The 17,784-nt window shown below is 46.3% G+C and carries 1 protein-coding gene; it reads right to left on the reverse strand.

Annotation, left to right across the window (positions count from 1 at the left end):
- The coding region (locus VC182_RS00005) for a YDG domain-containing protein (protein ID WP_323484121.1) at positions 1-17,714 on the reverse strand (17,714 nt) is incomplete at its 3' end.
- Between the last annotated feature and the right edge of the window lie 70 nt (positions 17,715-17,784).

Consider the following 17,784-nt stretch of genomic DNA (forward strand, 5'->3'; position numbering starts at 1 on the left):
GCCAAATTCGAACCATATACACCGACGTTTTTACCGCTAGCTGCGCCAGAAATCGTTACCAAATCATTTGTCAGAATTGCTGGCGATGCTACTGCAGGACCCTGGGTCTGAACTTGACCGTTGTAAGTCAGTGCAGCAGTGGTTGGCGCAGTAATCGTTACAGCCAACGGAGTAACGGTCAGATTACCGCTGGTGATCGCAGATCCAGAGGTCAATCCAGAGCTGGCAGATACCAAATTACTTGCAGCGTAGGCATAGCTACCCACAACAATGTTTCCGGAGGTGCTGGTGGTTGTGCCGCTTGGTGTGAGATTAAAGCTCACTAAAGCGCTAGTCGCATCACGATATACATAACTTGTGACATTACCAACTGTAGCTGCACTAACAAATGTTAACGCACTGATATTAGAGCCACCAGTGCTGTATGAGGCAACCGGTTGTGCGGGGGTAATGATGTTGCCTGATGTGCTTGTACCGTATGGTGTAGTGGCACCAGCAGTTGTGATCATCAAAGCACCTGGGGCAACAATCGTATACGTTGCAGGAATATAGGTAATTGCGTAGTTGCCGATGCCGCTACCAGTTGCTGCGCTAATTGCAATTGGATAGGTACCAGCGGAAGCATTAACCCCAGTAGTTGATGCCGTAGTGCTAATCGTTGCGCCTGTAACTGTATCGCTACCTAAGAGCCCTACTGCTGGGGCTTGAGTTAAGGTAGCAAGAGCCTGGCTGTAGAAAGAAGACTTATTGACTGCGGTAATTGTTAGAGGGGCTGGAGTGATATTAGCTGGTGCAGTAATTGCAGTTGAGCCAATTGAGTAATTAGCAGCGCTTGCACCAGACAGGGTTGGCGTGTTGAATGTCACGGTAATTCCGTTAGCCACATTTGGGCTAGCAAAAGTAGCAGTCGCGTAGCTAACCGCTACTGAATCGCCCGGGAATAAATTGACCATCGACAATGCGCCGTTTGCAGTATTAGTAGAGGTATAGACCTTGCTATCTGCTACTGCGGTGATGTTCGGGCCTGTGCCGCTACCGAAATTAATGATGTATGGCGTGATGTTGGCAGTAATTGGGGACGCTGTACCAGTGACATAGTAGTTCGACGCAGCGCTACCTGAGAGTGTTACACCACTCATCGCGTTATAGGTGCCACCTGCAATCACTGTCGGGGTGGTATTTGGTGTCACGGTAATGCCGTTAGCCACATTTTTACTAGCAAAGGTAGCGTTGTACGGACCGGATGAGCTTACAGCCACGTTATTTAAGTCCGCCGCCAATACACCCGCTAACGTTTGAGAGGCCGAGCTGATGGTAGCTGCAGTTGTGCCGTCGTACGCCTTATTGTTTGCAGTTAAGCCAGCGTTAATGGTCAAAGGTGCCGGTGTAATGTTAGCCACTAATGTCTGAGGCCCTACTCCCGCCACGTAGTAGTTATTTGCTGCTGCGCCTGTCAAGGTTACGCCGGTCATGGTTGTTACGCCATTCACAACAGAAGTCGCCGGCGTCACTGTCAAACCTGAGCCTACGTTGGACTGGCTAAATGTTGCACCCGTGTATGGGCCGGTAGAACTTACTGATACCACGTCTGTACCCAGCACCCCAGCTAAAGATTGCGTACCCGTTACGGCAATCGTAGCGGCATTGGTTGTGTCGTAGACCTTGTTATTAGCAGTCAAGCCAGCGCTAATGGTTAATGGCGCAGGAGTGATATTGGCTGTTGCAGTAGGCACACTTGCAACTGAATAGTTAGCAGCTGCAGCGCCCGATAAGGTAACCCCACTAAAGCTTACTGTTAGGCCGTTAGCCACGTTAGGGCTTGCGAAAGCTGCGCTTGTATAGGCAACCGATACAGAATCACCAGCAAACAAGTTCGTCATCGCCAGTGCGCCAGAGGCAACAGTCGTAGTGTCATAGACCTTATTGTTCGCGGTAGCTGCGATGCTTGGACCGCCACTACCACTAGAGCCGATGATGAATGGCGTAATGGTTAGATTGTTATTAACATAAGTAAAAGCATAGTTACCCGCATCCGCACCAGTAGTCGACAAATTCGATACATAGACGCCTACATTCTTGCCAGAAGCAATGCCACCAATATTGACTACGTCATTAGTCAAGATGGCGGGGGAAGTCGTTGCCGCTGATTGATTCTGGGTACTACCGTTATACATGCTTGTTGTCGGTGTAGCGGTAACCGTTACAGCCAATGGCGTTACTGTGAAATTACCCGATGGAATAGCTGAAGTTAAGCCGGTAGCAACTGCAGATAGGTTGGAAGCTGCGTAAGCGTAGCTACCAACATTAATATTGTTTGATGTGCTGGTAGTTGTATTGGATGGCGTTAGGTTAAATGTAACCGTGTTTAGCGCGGCATCACGGAATACATAGCTCGTTACATCACCAGTAGTTGATGAGCTTACATAAGTTAAAGAGCTGATATTAGTGCCGCCAGTGGTATATGTGGCTGTTGGCAATGCAGGTGCAAGGATATTTCCCGATGTACCCGTGCCATATGGTGTGGTAACACCAGCAGTGGTAATCACTAAGGCGCCAGGCCCTACGATTGTGTAATTTGCAGGCACATAGTTAATGCTGTAGTTCGATAAACCAGAACCGGTTGCAGCGCTAATCGTAATTGGGTATGTGCCAACAGCAGCATTTGCACCTGTAGAAGTTGCAGTAGTCGTAATCGTTGCGCCAGTTACCGTATCGCTACCTAAGAGCCCTATTGCTGGCGCTTGGGTTAATGTTGCCAAGCCTTGGCTATAGAAAGAGGACTTATCCACCGCAGTAATGGTCAGCAATGCAGGAGTAATGTTTGCAGTCGCTGTTACTGGTGTGGAGCCAATGCTGTAGTTAGCTGCAGATGCACCCGATAAAGTGACGCCATTAAAGGTAACGGTAGCGCCAGTAGCTACATTCGGACTTGCAAATGCAGCGCTGGTGTAACTTACTGATACTGAATCCGTACCAAACAGGTTCACCATACTCAAGCTACCGTTTGCTGCAGTAGTCGAGGTGTAAACCTTGTTATTTGCCACAGCAGCAATATTAGGACCCGAACCACTGCCGAAATTAATGACGTATGGCGTAATGTTGGCAGTAATTGGTGTGCTTAAGCCAGCAACATAGTAGTTGCCTTGCGCGCTACCAGATAGGGTTACGCCAGTCATCGCGTTATAAGTACCGCCAGCAATCGTAGTTGGCGTCGTACTTGCGCTTACTGCTAAGCCTGTACCGACGTTTGATTGGCTAAACGCACCAGTGTATGGGCCAGATGAACTAATAGCGACATTACCAACATCAGATGCCAATACGCCTGCCAAGGTTTGGGTAGCTGAACTAATAGTAGCTGCAGTAGTGCCGTCATAAGCCTTATTGTTAGCAGTTAAGCCAGAGCTAATTGTTAATGGTGCCGGTGTAATGTTCGCTGTTAAGGTTTGTGGCCCTACTCCAGTTACGTAGTAGTTACCTGCTGCAGCACCGCCCAAGGTAACACCAGCCATCGTTGTGTAGCTAGCGCCATTGATAACTGATGAAGTAGTTGCTGGAGTAACTGTTAAGCCAGATCCAACATTAGATTGGGTAAACGTAGCGCCAGTGTATGGGCCAGTTGATGACACAGTAACCGCATCTGTACCGAGCACGCCGGCTAGAGTTTGATTACCAGTCACCCCAATAGTTGCAGCATTGGTAGTGTCATACACCTTATTGTTAGCAGTTAAACCGCCGCTAATAGTCAAAGGCGCTGGTGTAATAGTCAAAGTACCATTTGTAATAGCGCCAACGGTGTAATCACTTGACGTATTGAGAACGAGGTTACTGGTGTAGGTACCAACATTAGTACCAGTAGCCGTACCAGAGGCTGCAGTTGCCGTGTCAGTACCTTTGAGGCCTGTCACCACAAAACCAGTAGTTTGTGAGGCAGCGTTGTACATCACGGTTGCAGTATTGACCGCAGCAGTAATCACGATTGGCGTAATTTGCAAGCTGCCTTGTACATAAGTTACGACGTAGTCAGACGGACTAGACACGGTGGCCACTAATACATCAGGAACAATGCCTTGGGCTACGTGCGTAGCAGTTGCATAACCAGCAACAGTTGCTGTGTCAGACCCTTTGAGGCCGCTGACAGATGCGCCAGTATTGGTTTGTAATGCACCGTTATAGGCGTATTGATTATTGGTACCAGTAACTAACAATGCCGCTGGATTAATAGTCAATGCTCCATTGTTATAGGTAATGCTGTAGTTGCTAGCAGCAGCGCCAGTCGCTACTAACGCGTCTGCTGTCGTACCAGCATGGGTACCAGTTGCATAACCAGCAATAGTTAAGGTATCACTACCCTGCAATCCTGCAATAGTTGCAGCTGCATTAGTTTGTAATGCGCCATTGTAGGTAAGGTTTGTCAATGCACCATTCACTACCAACGGAGCGGTATTAACAGTCAGCGCACCTGGAACAACAGTCACTGCATAGTTTGAGAATCCACTACCTACTGAACCATTGATTGCATATGGTGTTGAGCTCGCATTAATAGCGCCAACTGCTGGGCCGCTATACACAACACCACCTAAGCCTGCAATAGTTTGACTATTCATCAAAGCGCCGCCAGTAACAGTTACACCGGTAGTCACACCGCCAGTGAGGCTACCCGCTGTAATTTGGGCCGCAGTTACGGCATTGGCGTTGTAGGTTTTGGATACATCAGCAACTGTCAGCGTCAATGGTGCCGGAGTAATCGTCAATGTATTGGTAATTGTGGATACGCCGGAGAACGGGCTGCCTGACTGTGTGTAGTTATTAGTATTGCTTACAGCATTGGTATACGAACCTACATTCCAAGTGGTGCTAGCGCCACTAACTACCGGGGTAACACCAACACTAGTAATGCTTGGTGTAATTGTGATGGAGTAGCTGCCATCGGTCCAAATATTGCCGGAGGAGTTGGTCAGGGTAGTCACCGTTACTGGACCACTACCCGCTGGCGTGGCGTACTGGACCGTTGCGGTTGTTGGTGTTGCTGCTGTGCCATAGGTTGTTGTAGCAGCATTCATCGTAATTACCAGAACACCTGTCGGTGAAATAGTAAATACACCTGGCACATAGCTGATGTTGTAGTTGTTATTACTGCTTACTCCAGCTGCTGTAATAGCGTATGGACCTACTGCTGTTCCAGGTGCACGAGTTACCGTATAAGTTGGCGCAGTATCGCTACCCTGCAATCCTGCAACTGATGCAGTTAGGGCTGGATCAACCTGACCGTAGAACGAACTCGCATTGTTTGCAGTTATCACTAAAGACGCTTTATTAATTGTGAGCGTTGGGGTATTCGAAGTTACGGTGTAGTTACCAGCATCAGTGCCGCTAGCAGCATAACTAGTGCTATAAGTCCCTGCATTTGTGCCAGTACCGCCAGTTGTAGCTACAACCACGTTATCGCCTGCAATTACACCTACAACGGTTGGTGATGTTAACGATTGTGCTGCACCGTTATAGGTCGTTGTTAAATTGCTGCCAGTAATTGTTAATGGTGCCGGCGTGATGTTGGCGGTAGTCGTCGTGTTAGCACCACCAGATAATTGGTAGTTCGCTGATGAACTGCCACCAAGTACTACCCCACTAATATTGACAGTTTTAGCTGTTCCAACATTCTTGTCTACGAAAGTGCCGGATAAGTTAGAGGTGTTTACTGAAACGGTATCACCAGCAAATACACCGCTGTAGGTAATCGTTCCAATGTTCAAGGTGGCTGCAGTTGTGGCGTTATAGACCTTGTTGTTAGCGGTAATGCCGCTGATCGTAATGGTTGCTGGAGTTATAGTAATCGATCCATTGGTTACACCGATTGTGTAGTCACTTGAATTGCTAAGGCCAACAGTTAAGGCATCAGCATAAGTACCTACATTTTTACCGGCGCCATAAGAACCACCAATAGTGGCTGTATCGCTAGCTTTTAGTCCAGTAACAGTTGCTACAGAATTCGTTTGAGTAGTCGCGTTATAGACCTGGGTGGTATTAGCGCCAACAACAGAGAGTGCTACTGGAGTAATCGTGATTGAGCCAGGCGCGTAAGTGAAGGCATAGTTTCCTGCTGCACTACCCGATACCGAGAATACGTCTGGCACTGTACCTTGGGATACGTGGGTCGCAGCAGCGCTTCCTGCAATAGTTACATTGGCGGTATCACCACTCAAAATACCGGTGGTTGTGTAGGTATTGGTTTGTAGAAGCCCGGTATATGGATTAACCGTAGTTGCGCCGGTAATGGAAGCGGCCAATTTACCGATAATGAGTGAACCATTGGTTTTGGTCAGGGTGTAGTTGCTAAGTTGAGTGATCCCTTTTGCGCTCACAGCCAATGTATCTGCATATGTAGCGGCATTGGTACCAGATGCAACACCTGTCACATTAATGCCATTGCTCGTTAAGAGGTCTTGTCCCACTAAGCCCACCACTGCTGGTGCAGTATTGGCTTGTAGTGAGCCGTTATAGCTTACGTTTGTTGTTACGCCCGTTACGCTCAATGGCGCTGGGGTAATCGTGAGTGAGCCTTGTGCTGAAACACTAATGTTGTAGTTACTAAGTGACCCGCCGTTCGTTACGCCTGTAACGGTTGGATTGCTTCCTGAGGTAGTAATCGTATTAGCATAAGTTCCAACATTTAATCCAGATGCCAGGCCATTAGTGCTAAATACTAGGGCTTGGCTATTCTGCATACCAGTTACGGTAAATCCAGTAGATGGATTGAATGTTTGAGCTGCCCCGTTGTACATCACGGTCTGACCGGATGCGGAAACGTTCGCTGGTGTAATCACTACGTTAGCAGGGGTAACGGTGAGATTTCCTGGGCTGTAAGTGATGGCATAGTTAGTTGCGCCAAAGCCGCCAGTACCTGTTGCACTGCTTGCAACGATTCCACCGGTATAAGTAAGCGCATTAGTAGTGCCAGGAACAGTTGCGGAGCTGTTGTACTGCAATGTCACCCCAGAAATTGTGTCGCCATTCGGCAAGCTTGACAGGCTGCTGGTGTAAGCCGTTGTTCCTAATGCTAGCGCTGTTCCATATACAGTGCTTTGGGAATTGGCAGTAAGGGATACAGCCAATTTATTAACCACCAAGTTGGCTGGCGTATAGGTAATGTTGTAGTTGGTAGAGTTAAAGCCGCCGGTACCAGTCGCTGCGCTTGTAGTAATCGCAGCGTTATAAGTAGCTGCCCCAGTGGAACCGGGTACGGTTGTGGAATTCGTAGTGCCATTGTAGTAATTGACGGCGACGCTTGTTAATGTGTCGCTTGCACCCAAACCAGAGCCGCCTATTGTGTAGCCTGTTGTTTGATTTTGTGAAACTGTAACCGGCGTGCCATATGTGGTGGTGATACCAACGGCAGCAATCGTAATTGGCCGAGGTTGAACTGTCATTAGCGCAGAAACATAGTTCAGCGTGTAAGCAACAGTGCCGGTAATCACTGCTGCAGATGGGGTGATTTGGTAACTACTACCTACTGGCGCTGTTGCTATTCCACCCAAGCTAGTTAAAGACAGTCCAGTTAAAGCATCTCCATTGGGTAAGCCAGCGATGGAATAGCTTGTTCCGCCAATAGTTACCACTCCCAAGCCATTACTGTTATAGGTTACGCCGTTAGTAGTTGTACTATTACCGTAAATTTTGGTGTCAGCAAGTGCGGTGATGGTGACGATTGCATTTACAGAAGATGTAAGGGTTCCGCCCACATAAGTAATTGCATAATTCGCAGCACCACGTGATCCAGAAACCGGGGCAAATACCGCAGCGCTTGGGGTGATGCTATTGACGTTTGGAGGAGCATAAACTCCAGACGCCAAGGTTGTCGGAACCGTGGTTAAACCATTGGATGTTAAGGTTGAACTCGTAATGGAATCCCCTAAAGTTACTCCATCAACTGTAGTTATGAGACCGGTGCTAGTGAAAGCGGTGGTTCCCAAAGGCAAGGCTGTTCCTGCCTGCACAGCCTGATTCGATGCGGTAATAGTCAGAGGTGCAGGTGTAATAACCAGGCCAACATTGCCAAAACTTTGGCTATTGATAGTCACGCCAGAACTTACGCTAATGCCGTGTGTGCTTGTGATGTTGTAGGTGTAGCTTGTGCTATCGGTATTAACCTGCTCACCCGCAAGCGTGCCATAACTTGTGCGTGGAGTTGGGGGCAATGCCTGCAAAGAGTTAACAAAAGCGTCCAATGGAACGACAAAGTTCACGCTATTAACAGTGATCAGCGCACATCCATCTGTACTTGCACAGGTAATCGCCGAAGAACCTGTTCCTACTACCGTACCATTAGACACCCAGCCTGAATTATTAGTCGTTTTTGTATAAAGGGCCTGTAATTGATAGTCAAGACTGCCTGGAGTAGTAAGGTTACCCGCAGTAGCTAATGGGTCGTTTGTTCCATAAACCTTAGTCACGTTGCCTGATAACGTGGCTGTGTAACTTGGTGAAATACGGAACTGAATTACTGGGCCAGTATTTGTAGAAGTAATTGCACCAGTATTCCAGCTAGTACCGCCTGTACCACCTGCTACGTTTGCAGTATTAATGCCGCCTAATGTAAAGATAGGCAATGATGTAGCTGCAACGTTACCAGCGGCATAAGCCTGGCTAAACAATGTATTGCTGAATGTGAAATCACCCAAGCTAGGAGAAAGCAATCCTAAGGAGGCTTGTGTGGAAGTTGTTCCGGCGGTAACTCCAGGCGAACCGGCATACAAATAGACGTTACCGTTTGGCGACGTGATGTTGTTTCCACTTAAGGCTGTTATTTGACCGCAATCAGCCGCACTGCAAACCGATGAAACAGTGCCGACTGGCAAATAAGCACCCGCCTCAATGACTACTGGTCCTGTTCCATTGTTAATAATCTTTGGTGGCGTGACGTTACCGTTATTGGACGTAGCGATGAATACGCCAGCATTAGAATTTTGGGTATACAGGGTTCCAGCAACAGTTACGATATCGGCTGTGGTTCCAATTGCACTTAATTCCAACGCTCCCGCTGTTGATGCATTCGTGATTGTGACTGCATCGCTATAACGACCTTGGTAGGCAACAATATTAGTATTACCACCGGTTGAATTATTGGTAATTGTTACAGCACCTGAAATACCGATGGCATTGCCCTTCACAGCACTCGTTGGCGTAGCATTAGTAGTCACTACAAATTGTGGCGTAATGCCCACAATGTTTATCGCATCAGTTCCAGCCGCAAAGGTTCCGCTTGATGTAATTGCGAGAGGTGCTACGGCGTTAATCGAAACAGCATCAAACGTCTGATTAGCCGAGGATGATGAAGCACCCACTACACCTCGAAGATAGATACCGTAATTAGCGGTTAAGCTTCCGCAAGCTACTGTGGTTGCGCAGGTGATAGCAATACCGTTTGCTGCAGTCGTGCCATATTGCCATGCATTTGAGGCATTAATGCCGCCCTGCACTCCTGCAAGGTAGGTATTGTCAAAAGTAATTGAGCCAGGAACATTAAGCGCACTATTCACAATTATTGGAGCACCGCTAGCGATGTTGTTGTAATTGATGTGGCTTGTTGAAGTGCCTAGGAAGGTTACTGCACCTGCATTAATAGTGGATAACTTATTGCCATTGGTGGTGTTATAGCTAATGACGGAATCGATACCGCTAGTATTTTGAGCAATCGAAATGTTTCCAGCCTGGCTGATCTGATTGTTCGAGATGAAATAGATACTGCCGCCATTGGCATTATCAGTAATAGCACCAGTTTGGGTAATGCCAGTGTTTCCACCCGCTGCAGTGTCATTTCCTGTAATGGTGATATCTCCAGCGGCATTGGTAATCGTGCCAGTAAGATTGACAACAGTTGTAGCAGTTGTACCAGTACCTCTAATGATTACTCCATTTGCAGATGAAATGGCTGCAGTCACTGTCATTGGTGCGCCAGTGGTTGAAGTGCCAACCAAAGTCACTGAACCTGCCGTAGAGGTAATCGGGGACGACATATAGTTGGCTGTTCCGCTATTGGGAGTATTTCCAGTAATAGAAATATTACCAACGGCCGTGATTGAGCCATTAGTTGCGAGGCCACTGTAGTCGACTCCGTATGAACCAGCAACTAAGGATGTTCCGGCTATTGAAATCGTTGTTGTGGAATTTAGCGTAACAGCCGGTAGCAATGTCACACCAGTGGCAGCGGCTAAATTGGAAATGCCATTTAAGGTGATACCTGTAGCTCCGCCAAAGGAACCGCTAGCTAAACTACCAGTAACCTTAACACCGTTTCCAGTTGATGTTGCGTAAGTTGTTCCATTTGCAGCGGTAATGAATCCGCTCGCAGGAGTACAACTAGCCCCTGTGCAGCCATAGGTATTGTCTAACAAAATATAACCAGGAACTGTTGTTGCGCCAATTGTTAATGCAGAGCCGCTTGATTTTTCTATGTAATTAATTGCAGAGCTGCTAGTTCCAGCGCCAATGGTTAAGGCACCAGTTGAAATCGTAGATAGTTGATTTCCGCTGGTAGTGTTGTAAGTAATATAGCTAGCGGTACCGCTGGTATTGGGAGCTACCGTTACCGCACCACTTTGACTAATCGCATTGTTAGAGGTGAAAGTGATATTTCCACCGCTAGCATTATCAGTAATAGCACCGGTTTGAGTAATGCCTGTATTTCCACCAGCAGCAGTATCGTTGCCAGTCACAGAAATATTATTGGAGTTACACGCAACCCCTGCCGAACAGGCATTAATTGTCATTGCACCCAAGGAAACCACGGTTGCTGCTGTAGTACCGGTACCTGTAACAGTAATAGAGTTACCAGTAATGAGTGCGGTATCCGATACAGCCATAGCAGTAGTTGAAATTCCGGTGATACTTACAGGTCCAGCTGCAGAGGTAATGGTTGCCGTATCTGATACACCCCCACCAGTTGCAGCGCCATTAGGCCCGCCAAAAATAGTGACGCCTGCGTAACCGTTGATAACTCCAGTAATTGATGCCCCATAGTTAGCAGCGCTTGAGGTAGTTCCCGTGACTGAAACGGTTCCATTGTTAGAAGTAATGGCTGCAGATAAATTAAGTGCTGCAGCAAGACCTGCATCAGTTTTAGACGTGCTAATTACCACGTTGGCATCTGCAGTAATAGTGCCAGCAATATATGCAGCGCTATAACCAAGTGCAAACCCTTGAGCGTAAATATTAATATTGCCACCAACACCACCAACAGTAGTTGCCCTCAATGTATTGAAGGATGATGTGTAGCCATTGATACCTAAAGCACCTTTAATAGGGGTGGCTGATGTGCCGAAGTTAATGTTACTACCATAAGCATTGGCTGATACTTCTGCAGATACAGCATTATTCATAAAAAATCCGCTACAGCACGACGCGCTAGTAACAGCTAACACATTAATGTCGCCACCTACCAAAGTAGGACCAGTACCGGAATTAATGGTGACATTACCCATAAAAGCTAAACCATGTCCTACGCCATTACTAAATCCACTAATATTGATTTGGTTGCCTGCGCTTACCTGCGAGCCAGAAATAGTGATAGCAGCCAGAGTAACCGCACCACTATTCATACCTGAAATTTGACTCGCGCTTGCTCCATTAATCGTAATGGAACTTCCCGCACTCAACGAACCAGTCACATAGACACCAGTTGAAGCATTTGATGTACTAATGGTAGACATGTTTAAATATCCGCTCGCTGGAGTACAACTAGCCCCTGTGCAGCCATAGGTATTGTCAGCCGTTATTGATCCCGAAACAGTTGTAGCACTAACAGTTATATACCCACCACTTGCTAAAGCACTGAAATTGACTGGATTGCTTGCAGGAGAAGAGCTAGCTGTGTATGTGAGAACTCCAGCTACGATAGAAGCATTCTGATTCCCTGATGTTACGTCATATGTTACTGCCTGAGCATGGCCGGTATTATTCGCGGCCAGAGTAACGGCCCCAGACTGAGATACATCTCCATTGGATTTAAATAAGATATCTCCGCCGCTTGATTGGACTGCAAGCGCACCTGTTGAAGTAATTCCAGGATTACCGATATTGGCCGTGTTTTTATTTCCGATTACTGAAATTGCATTGACCCCAGCCGTTGGAAATGAGGCAGCACTAGTAACGGTTAAACCATTTGCGCCTAATGCAACGGCAGCATTAGAGGCGCTGGCATTAATGCCGTTGATAGTAATGCCCCGCCCTGATGTCTGCGCACCTGTTAAGGAAATACCAATAGATGCAGTGGTATTAACTGTTGTAGCAGATGAAGCGGTTAGTGGTGTTGAACAGGTATAACTTGCATTTGATGCGCAAGTATTGTCCAGCAAGATTGTTCCAGACACGGTTACAGCTGGGATAGTTAATGCAGAACCATTAGACAGAATCTGATAGTTGACCGGACTTATGGCGCCGGTCGCGTTAAAGGTAAATATGCCAGCTGTAATCTGACTATTTAAATTACCAGTACGAGTGTCATAAGTTAAGGTTTGTACGTGATTTGTAGTGTTTGCTGTTGCAAAGCTGACCGCAGATGTTGCTGTAATGTCACCATTGGTCTTAAATGTGACATCACCACCATTAGAGTTATTAGTGATGGCACCACCAGTCACCACAATGCCACCCGCAAGACCGGTTGTAGCAACTGTTGAGGTGATATTTAACGCATCACCAACCGTAGCGTAAGTTCCCGCAGTAATTGTCACACCGCCAGTAACGCTAACACCCTTACCTGTTGCATTTGTATTGCTTGCGGTAATGTCAACCTGAGGAGCGGTTACGGACCCAGTAAGATTTACCGCAAAGAATCCAGCCTCATTGTCAGTACTATTAATGGTAATAGCACCACTAGTTGTTGAAATTGCTGCAGTGGAATAAACACCCGTTCCATTAAGGTTGTTGTTGTTTATGGTAATACCAGTCGCCGCAGCAATTGGAGCAAGTATCTGAAGTCCGCTTCCACTGCCGGTACTGTTGTTGCTTATATTTACGCTACCGGTATATGAAGTTAAAGTTGTACCAGCGCTAAGGTAAATACCACCCACGGCTAGTCCTGTAGAAGAACTAGTATTGGTTATATTGATATTGCCAGCCGCATTAATTGGTCCAGCCCCGTAAGCGGAAATTACATAACTGTACTGATTGGTACCTGCAGATTTTGCTTGAATATTAACGAAGCCGCCAATATTTAAGGTGGCGCCACTACTCTCATAGGCACCATTGATTCCTCCGGATACGGCAGCGTAACCGGCACCAATAAAGTTGCCACCTGTTGAAGTAGCGCTTACTACTCCAGCATTTGTGGTGGTGTTGATGTTTGCTTGGACATAAATGTTTTGTAGATAGCCAACATTGACTGTGCCCATTGTGATGGTTTGATTAACTAAATTAATAGTACCGCCCGTACCGTCCATGATGACATATCCACCCATCGTCGTTATGGGGGCAGTATTTAAAACGGTACCTTGATATTGAAGATTGGTAGTGTTAGTCGTCCAATAAGATTGCATGACCACATTTATTGGGCCGCTGCTTGCTGTGATTGCACCACTAACGAGTGATTGACCGCCAGCCAGGAATTGCAAATTAACCGTACCTGCGCCTGAAGAAGTAATTCCGCCTGAAGAGGTAATGCTTGACCCTTGAGTTAAATGGTTATCCAAAATCAAGGTATCTGTGATGCCTGTAGCTGGCGCAAACGCCCAAGCGCCAGTCTGAGTAATTGCGCCTGTTGCTAGTACCGTAACGTTAACTGGCTCGCTGATTGAGGCGACCTGAGAAGTAATGGCTCCAATCGTTATTTGACTATTTAAATTGCCTGATGTGGTGTCATAGGTAATTGTCTGTGCATGGTTCGTTGTATTGGCAGTAGCAAAGCTGACCGCAGATGTTGCTGTAATGTCACCATTGGTCTTAAATGTGACATCACCACCATTAGAGTTATTAGTGATGGCACCACCAGTCACCACAATGCCACCCGCAAGACCGGTTGTAGCAACTGTTGAGGTGATATTTAACGCATCACCAACCGTAGCGTAAGTTCCCGCAGTAATTGTCACACCGCCAGTAACGCTAACACCCTTACCTGTTGCATTTGTATTGCTTGCGGTAATGTCAACCTGAGGAGCGGTTACGGACCCAGTAAGATTTACCGCAAAGAATCCAGCCTCATTGTCAGTACTATTAATGGTAATAGCACCACTAGTTGTTGAAATTGCTGCAGTGGAATAAACACCCGTTCCATTAAGGTTGTTGTTGTTTATGGTAATACCAGTCGCCGCAGCAATTGGAGCAAGTATCTGAAGTCCGCTTCCACTGCCGGTACTGTTGTTGCTTATATTTACGCTACCGGTATATGAAGTTAAAGTTGTACCAGCGCTAAGGTAAATACCACCCACGGCTAGTCCTGTAGAAGAACTAGTATTGGTTATATTGATATTGCCAGCCGCATTAATTGGTCCAGCCCCGTAAGCGGAAATTACATAACTGTACTGATTGGTACCTGCAGATTTTGCTTGAATATTAACGAAGCCGCCAATATTTAAGGTGGCGGCATTACTCTCATAGGCACCAATGCCTCCTCCGGATACGGCACTGTAACCGGCACCAATAAAGTTGCCACCTGTTGAAGTAGCGCTTACTACTCCAGCATTTGTGGTGGTGTTGATGCTTGCTTGGGGATAAATGTCTTGTAGATAGCCAACATTGACTGTGCCCATTGTGATGGTTTGATTAACTAAATTAATAGTACCGCCCGTACCGTCCATGATGACATATCCACCCCTCGTCGTTATGGGGGCAGTATTTAAAACGGTAGCTCCTGAGGCCACATTGCTAGTGTTAGTCTTCCAATAAGATTGCATGACCACATTTATTGGGCCGCTGCTTGCTGTAATTGCACCACTAACGAGTGATTGACCGCCAGCAAGGAATTGCAAATTAACCGTACCTGCCCCTGAAGAAGTAATTCCGCCTGAAGAGGTAATGCTTGACCCTTGAGTTAAATGGTTATCCAAAATCAAGGTGCCTGTGATGCCTGTAGCTGGCGCAAATGCTAAAGCACCAGTCTGAGTAATTGCGCCTGTTGCTACTACGTTGACCGTATTGCCGGCATTAATGGCCGCAACAATATCCGCCGTGCTGATATTTGACGTACCAGTGGCTGCAAGTGCGTTAGCCAGTGTGCCGCCCGTTGAAGCAGTAGCGGTAATAGTGACGGTGGTTGGGTCAAGCAGCCACTCATTTGATACAACCGCTGTATTTTGAGTGCCCAACAAATCACCAGAGGTCTCTACGCGGTTTGCGGTCAATGTGGAGTTAGAAATTGCAACTAAGCTAGCTACTGCGCCTTGACTATAGCTTGGACGGCCAATAGCAATGTCGCCATTGATGGCTGCTAGAGATGAATTGTTGATTTGGATCTGGTCACCGAAGACGACGATAGTGCCGTTTGGTGCATTGATGCCAGTTTGGCTATCAAGATTGATGTTGCTGCTAGTGATACTGTTGTTTGAATCTACTGCCGCTGCTACTGCTGTGTTCACGAAATTTGTGAGTGCTGGAGGTGCAGTTGCTGGTGGCGCAAGGATAGTGCCATTACCCAAATTATTTACTTGGCCCAAATTGATGACGCCACCCTGGCTTAATCCTTCTGAACTAATTAATGCACCAATTAAATCTGTTTGGGTTTTACCAACAATGGCGATATTGCCGCCGTTAGTTACTTTACCGATTGAATCGACAATACCGTTAATCGTTGTTGTGCCGGCTGTTGAAACAATCGTGACTGCTCCCCCATTAATACCATTTGCTGAGATATAACTATTGCTGCCGATATTGATATCACCAGTTGCCAGAATATTAATTAAACCGCCGTTACTTGTATAAGTATTGCTATCTGCATTTAAACCATTTTGACCATTGCGACGATTATTCGCAGTAGTCGTATTTGCAGAATTTAAATTGCTTGAATTTGTATTATTCGAATTATTACTATTACTGCCATTGGAATTAATATTACCGAGAATATTAATAATGGCACCAGCTAAATAAATATTGGAATTATTTCCACCGTTAGTATTAATAGAACCATTTACATTAATAGCCTGGGCTACTGCATATACTTGTCCAGCAGTAATGTTGCTATTAATGTCAATCTGGCCGCCAGTTGCGATCAAGTTCAATGAGGTTGCTGTATTGCTTGAATAGATATCGGCACCAGCCATGATACGAATCAACGCGGATTGACTGGCCGTGCATGATCCAAACGCGCAGGCGTTACCCGTTGCATCCAATGTCACGCTGGTGCTATTCAAGGCATTGCTGATAGCGGATGCTGCTGCGCTATCAATAATTAAGGCTTGCGGATCTATTGTCCACATGCCAGTTTTGCCATTTGGGGCAGATGTATCTATGATTGAGCTTGCTGCAATGGAGACGTTGCCCTTAGAGCTAGTCTCGATGAAGCCACCATTACCGCCTTGTGCCCCACCCTTTGCGAAGAGGTTTCCAGCAATTAAGGTCTTGATTTGAGACCAAATATTGATGGTTCCACCGTTACCGTTTTGGGTAGCAGATGCATCTACAGTTGCGTTAGTTTGTACGGAAACTGTGTTTGCTAAGGAATTGTTTTGTATAGCGTCTTGAACTGATTGATTGTTTGCGTTGTTTACGCCAACATTAATAGTTCCGCCGGCTGCTGCACCAGTGGCAGTGGTTTTTGAACCGCTTGCTAAAGTAATGTTATTACCTTTAAGGCTAATATTGCCACCCGTTGCTTGTGCAGAATTGGCTTCAATCACACCACTTTGCTCGATTGTGTCGGCAGTTAATGAGATTTTTCCACCAGAAGTATTAATATCGGATGCAGAAATAGTGCCGGTATTTTTAATGAGTGAGCCCATTAAATTCTGTGCAGCATTTGCGCCAATAATTACTTGACCACTACCTGCATTAATTAATAATTTATTTGAAATTAATGCATTTACTACTGAAGCATCAACTGAAACACTGACAAATTGACTGCCAGAAAATTTCAAAGTCACTTTTTGACCAGCAACTAATGCAATCGCATTATTACCACTCATTGTTGCAGTAATAACGCCGGTATTAACTACTTGTGGCGCCATTAATGCAATATAACTATTAATATTATTGCCAGTAATATGGCCTTTATTAATAATTTTGCCAGTAGTGCCACCCTCATATACCTGGGTATTATTTCCTGACATAAATTCTGTTGCAGAGATGTTCATGGTGGTTGCCACCATGCCACCCACATTCACCTCAGCACCCTTACCGAACACCACGCCATTGTTATTTACAAAAATCACCTGACCGTTGGCATTGACTGCGCCATTGATCATCGATTTTGAAGCACTATTGACGTAATTGAGGGTTGATGCAGAGGAATTGGGTTGATTGAAGTTCACCGTTGCTTGTGAACCTACATCAAAACTATTCCAATTAATCACAGCACGTTGACTGGATTGATTGATATTCATAGTGTTACCCGCCTGGGAGATGGCTGCTGTACCAGCAACAACTTTCCCGCCTGTTGGCAACGCATTAGCGGCGGGAGGGGCAGCTAGCGCCTGTCCAGCCAGACCAGCAATAGCTAAAGCCGCTAATAACTTAGCGGCTTTGAACTGTGATTCACAGCTCTTTCTATGCGATGGTTGCGTAATTTTAGGTATCAAACTTGGTATTTCACTTAAGTGCTAGAGAATTTAACGAAATTTCTCTAATAAAAAAATCCCTCGATCGTGG

The sequence above is a fragment of the Polynucleobacter sp. AP-Nickl1-40-C4 genome (genome assembly GCF_035012665.1).
In the GTDB taxonomy this organism is placed as follows: domain Bacteria; phylum Pseudomonadota; class Gammaproteobacteria; order Burkholderiales; family Burkholderiaceae; genus Polynucleobacter.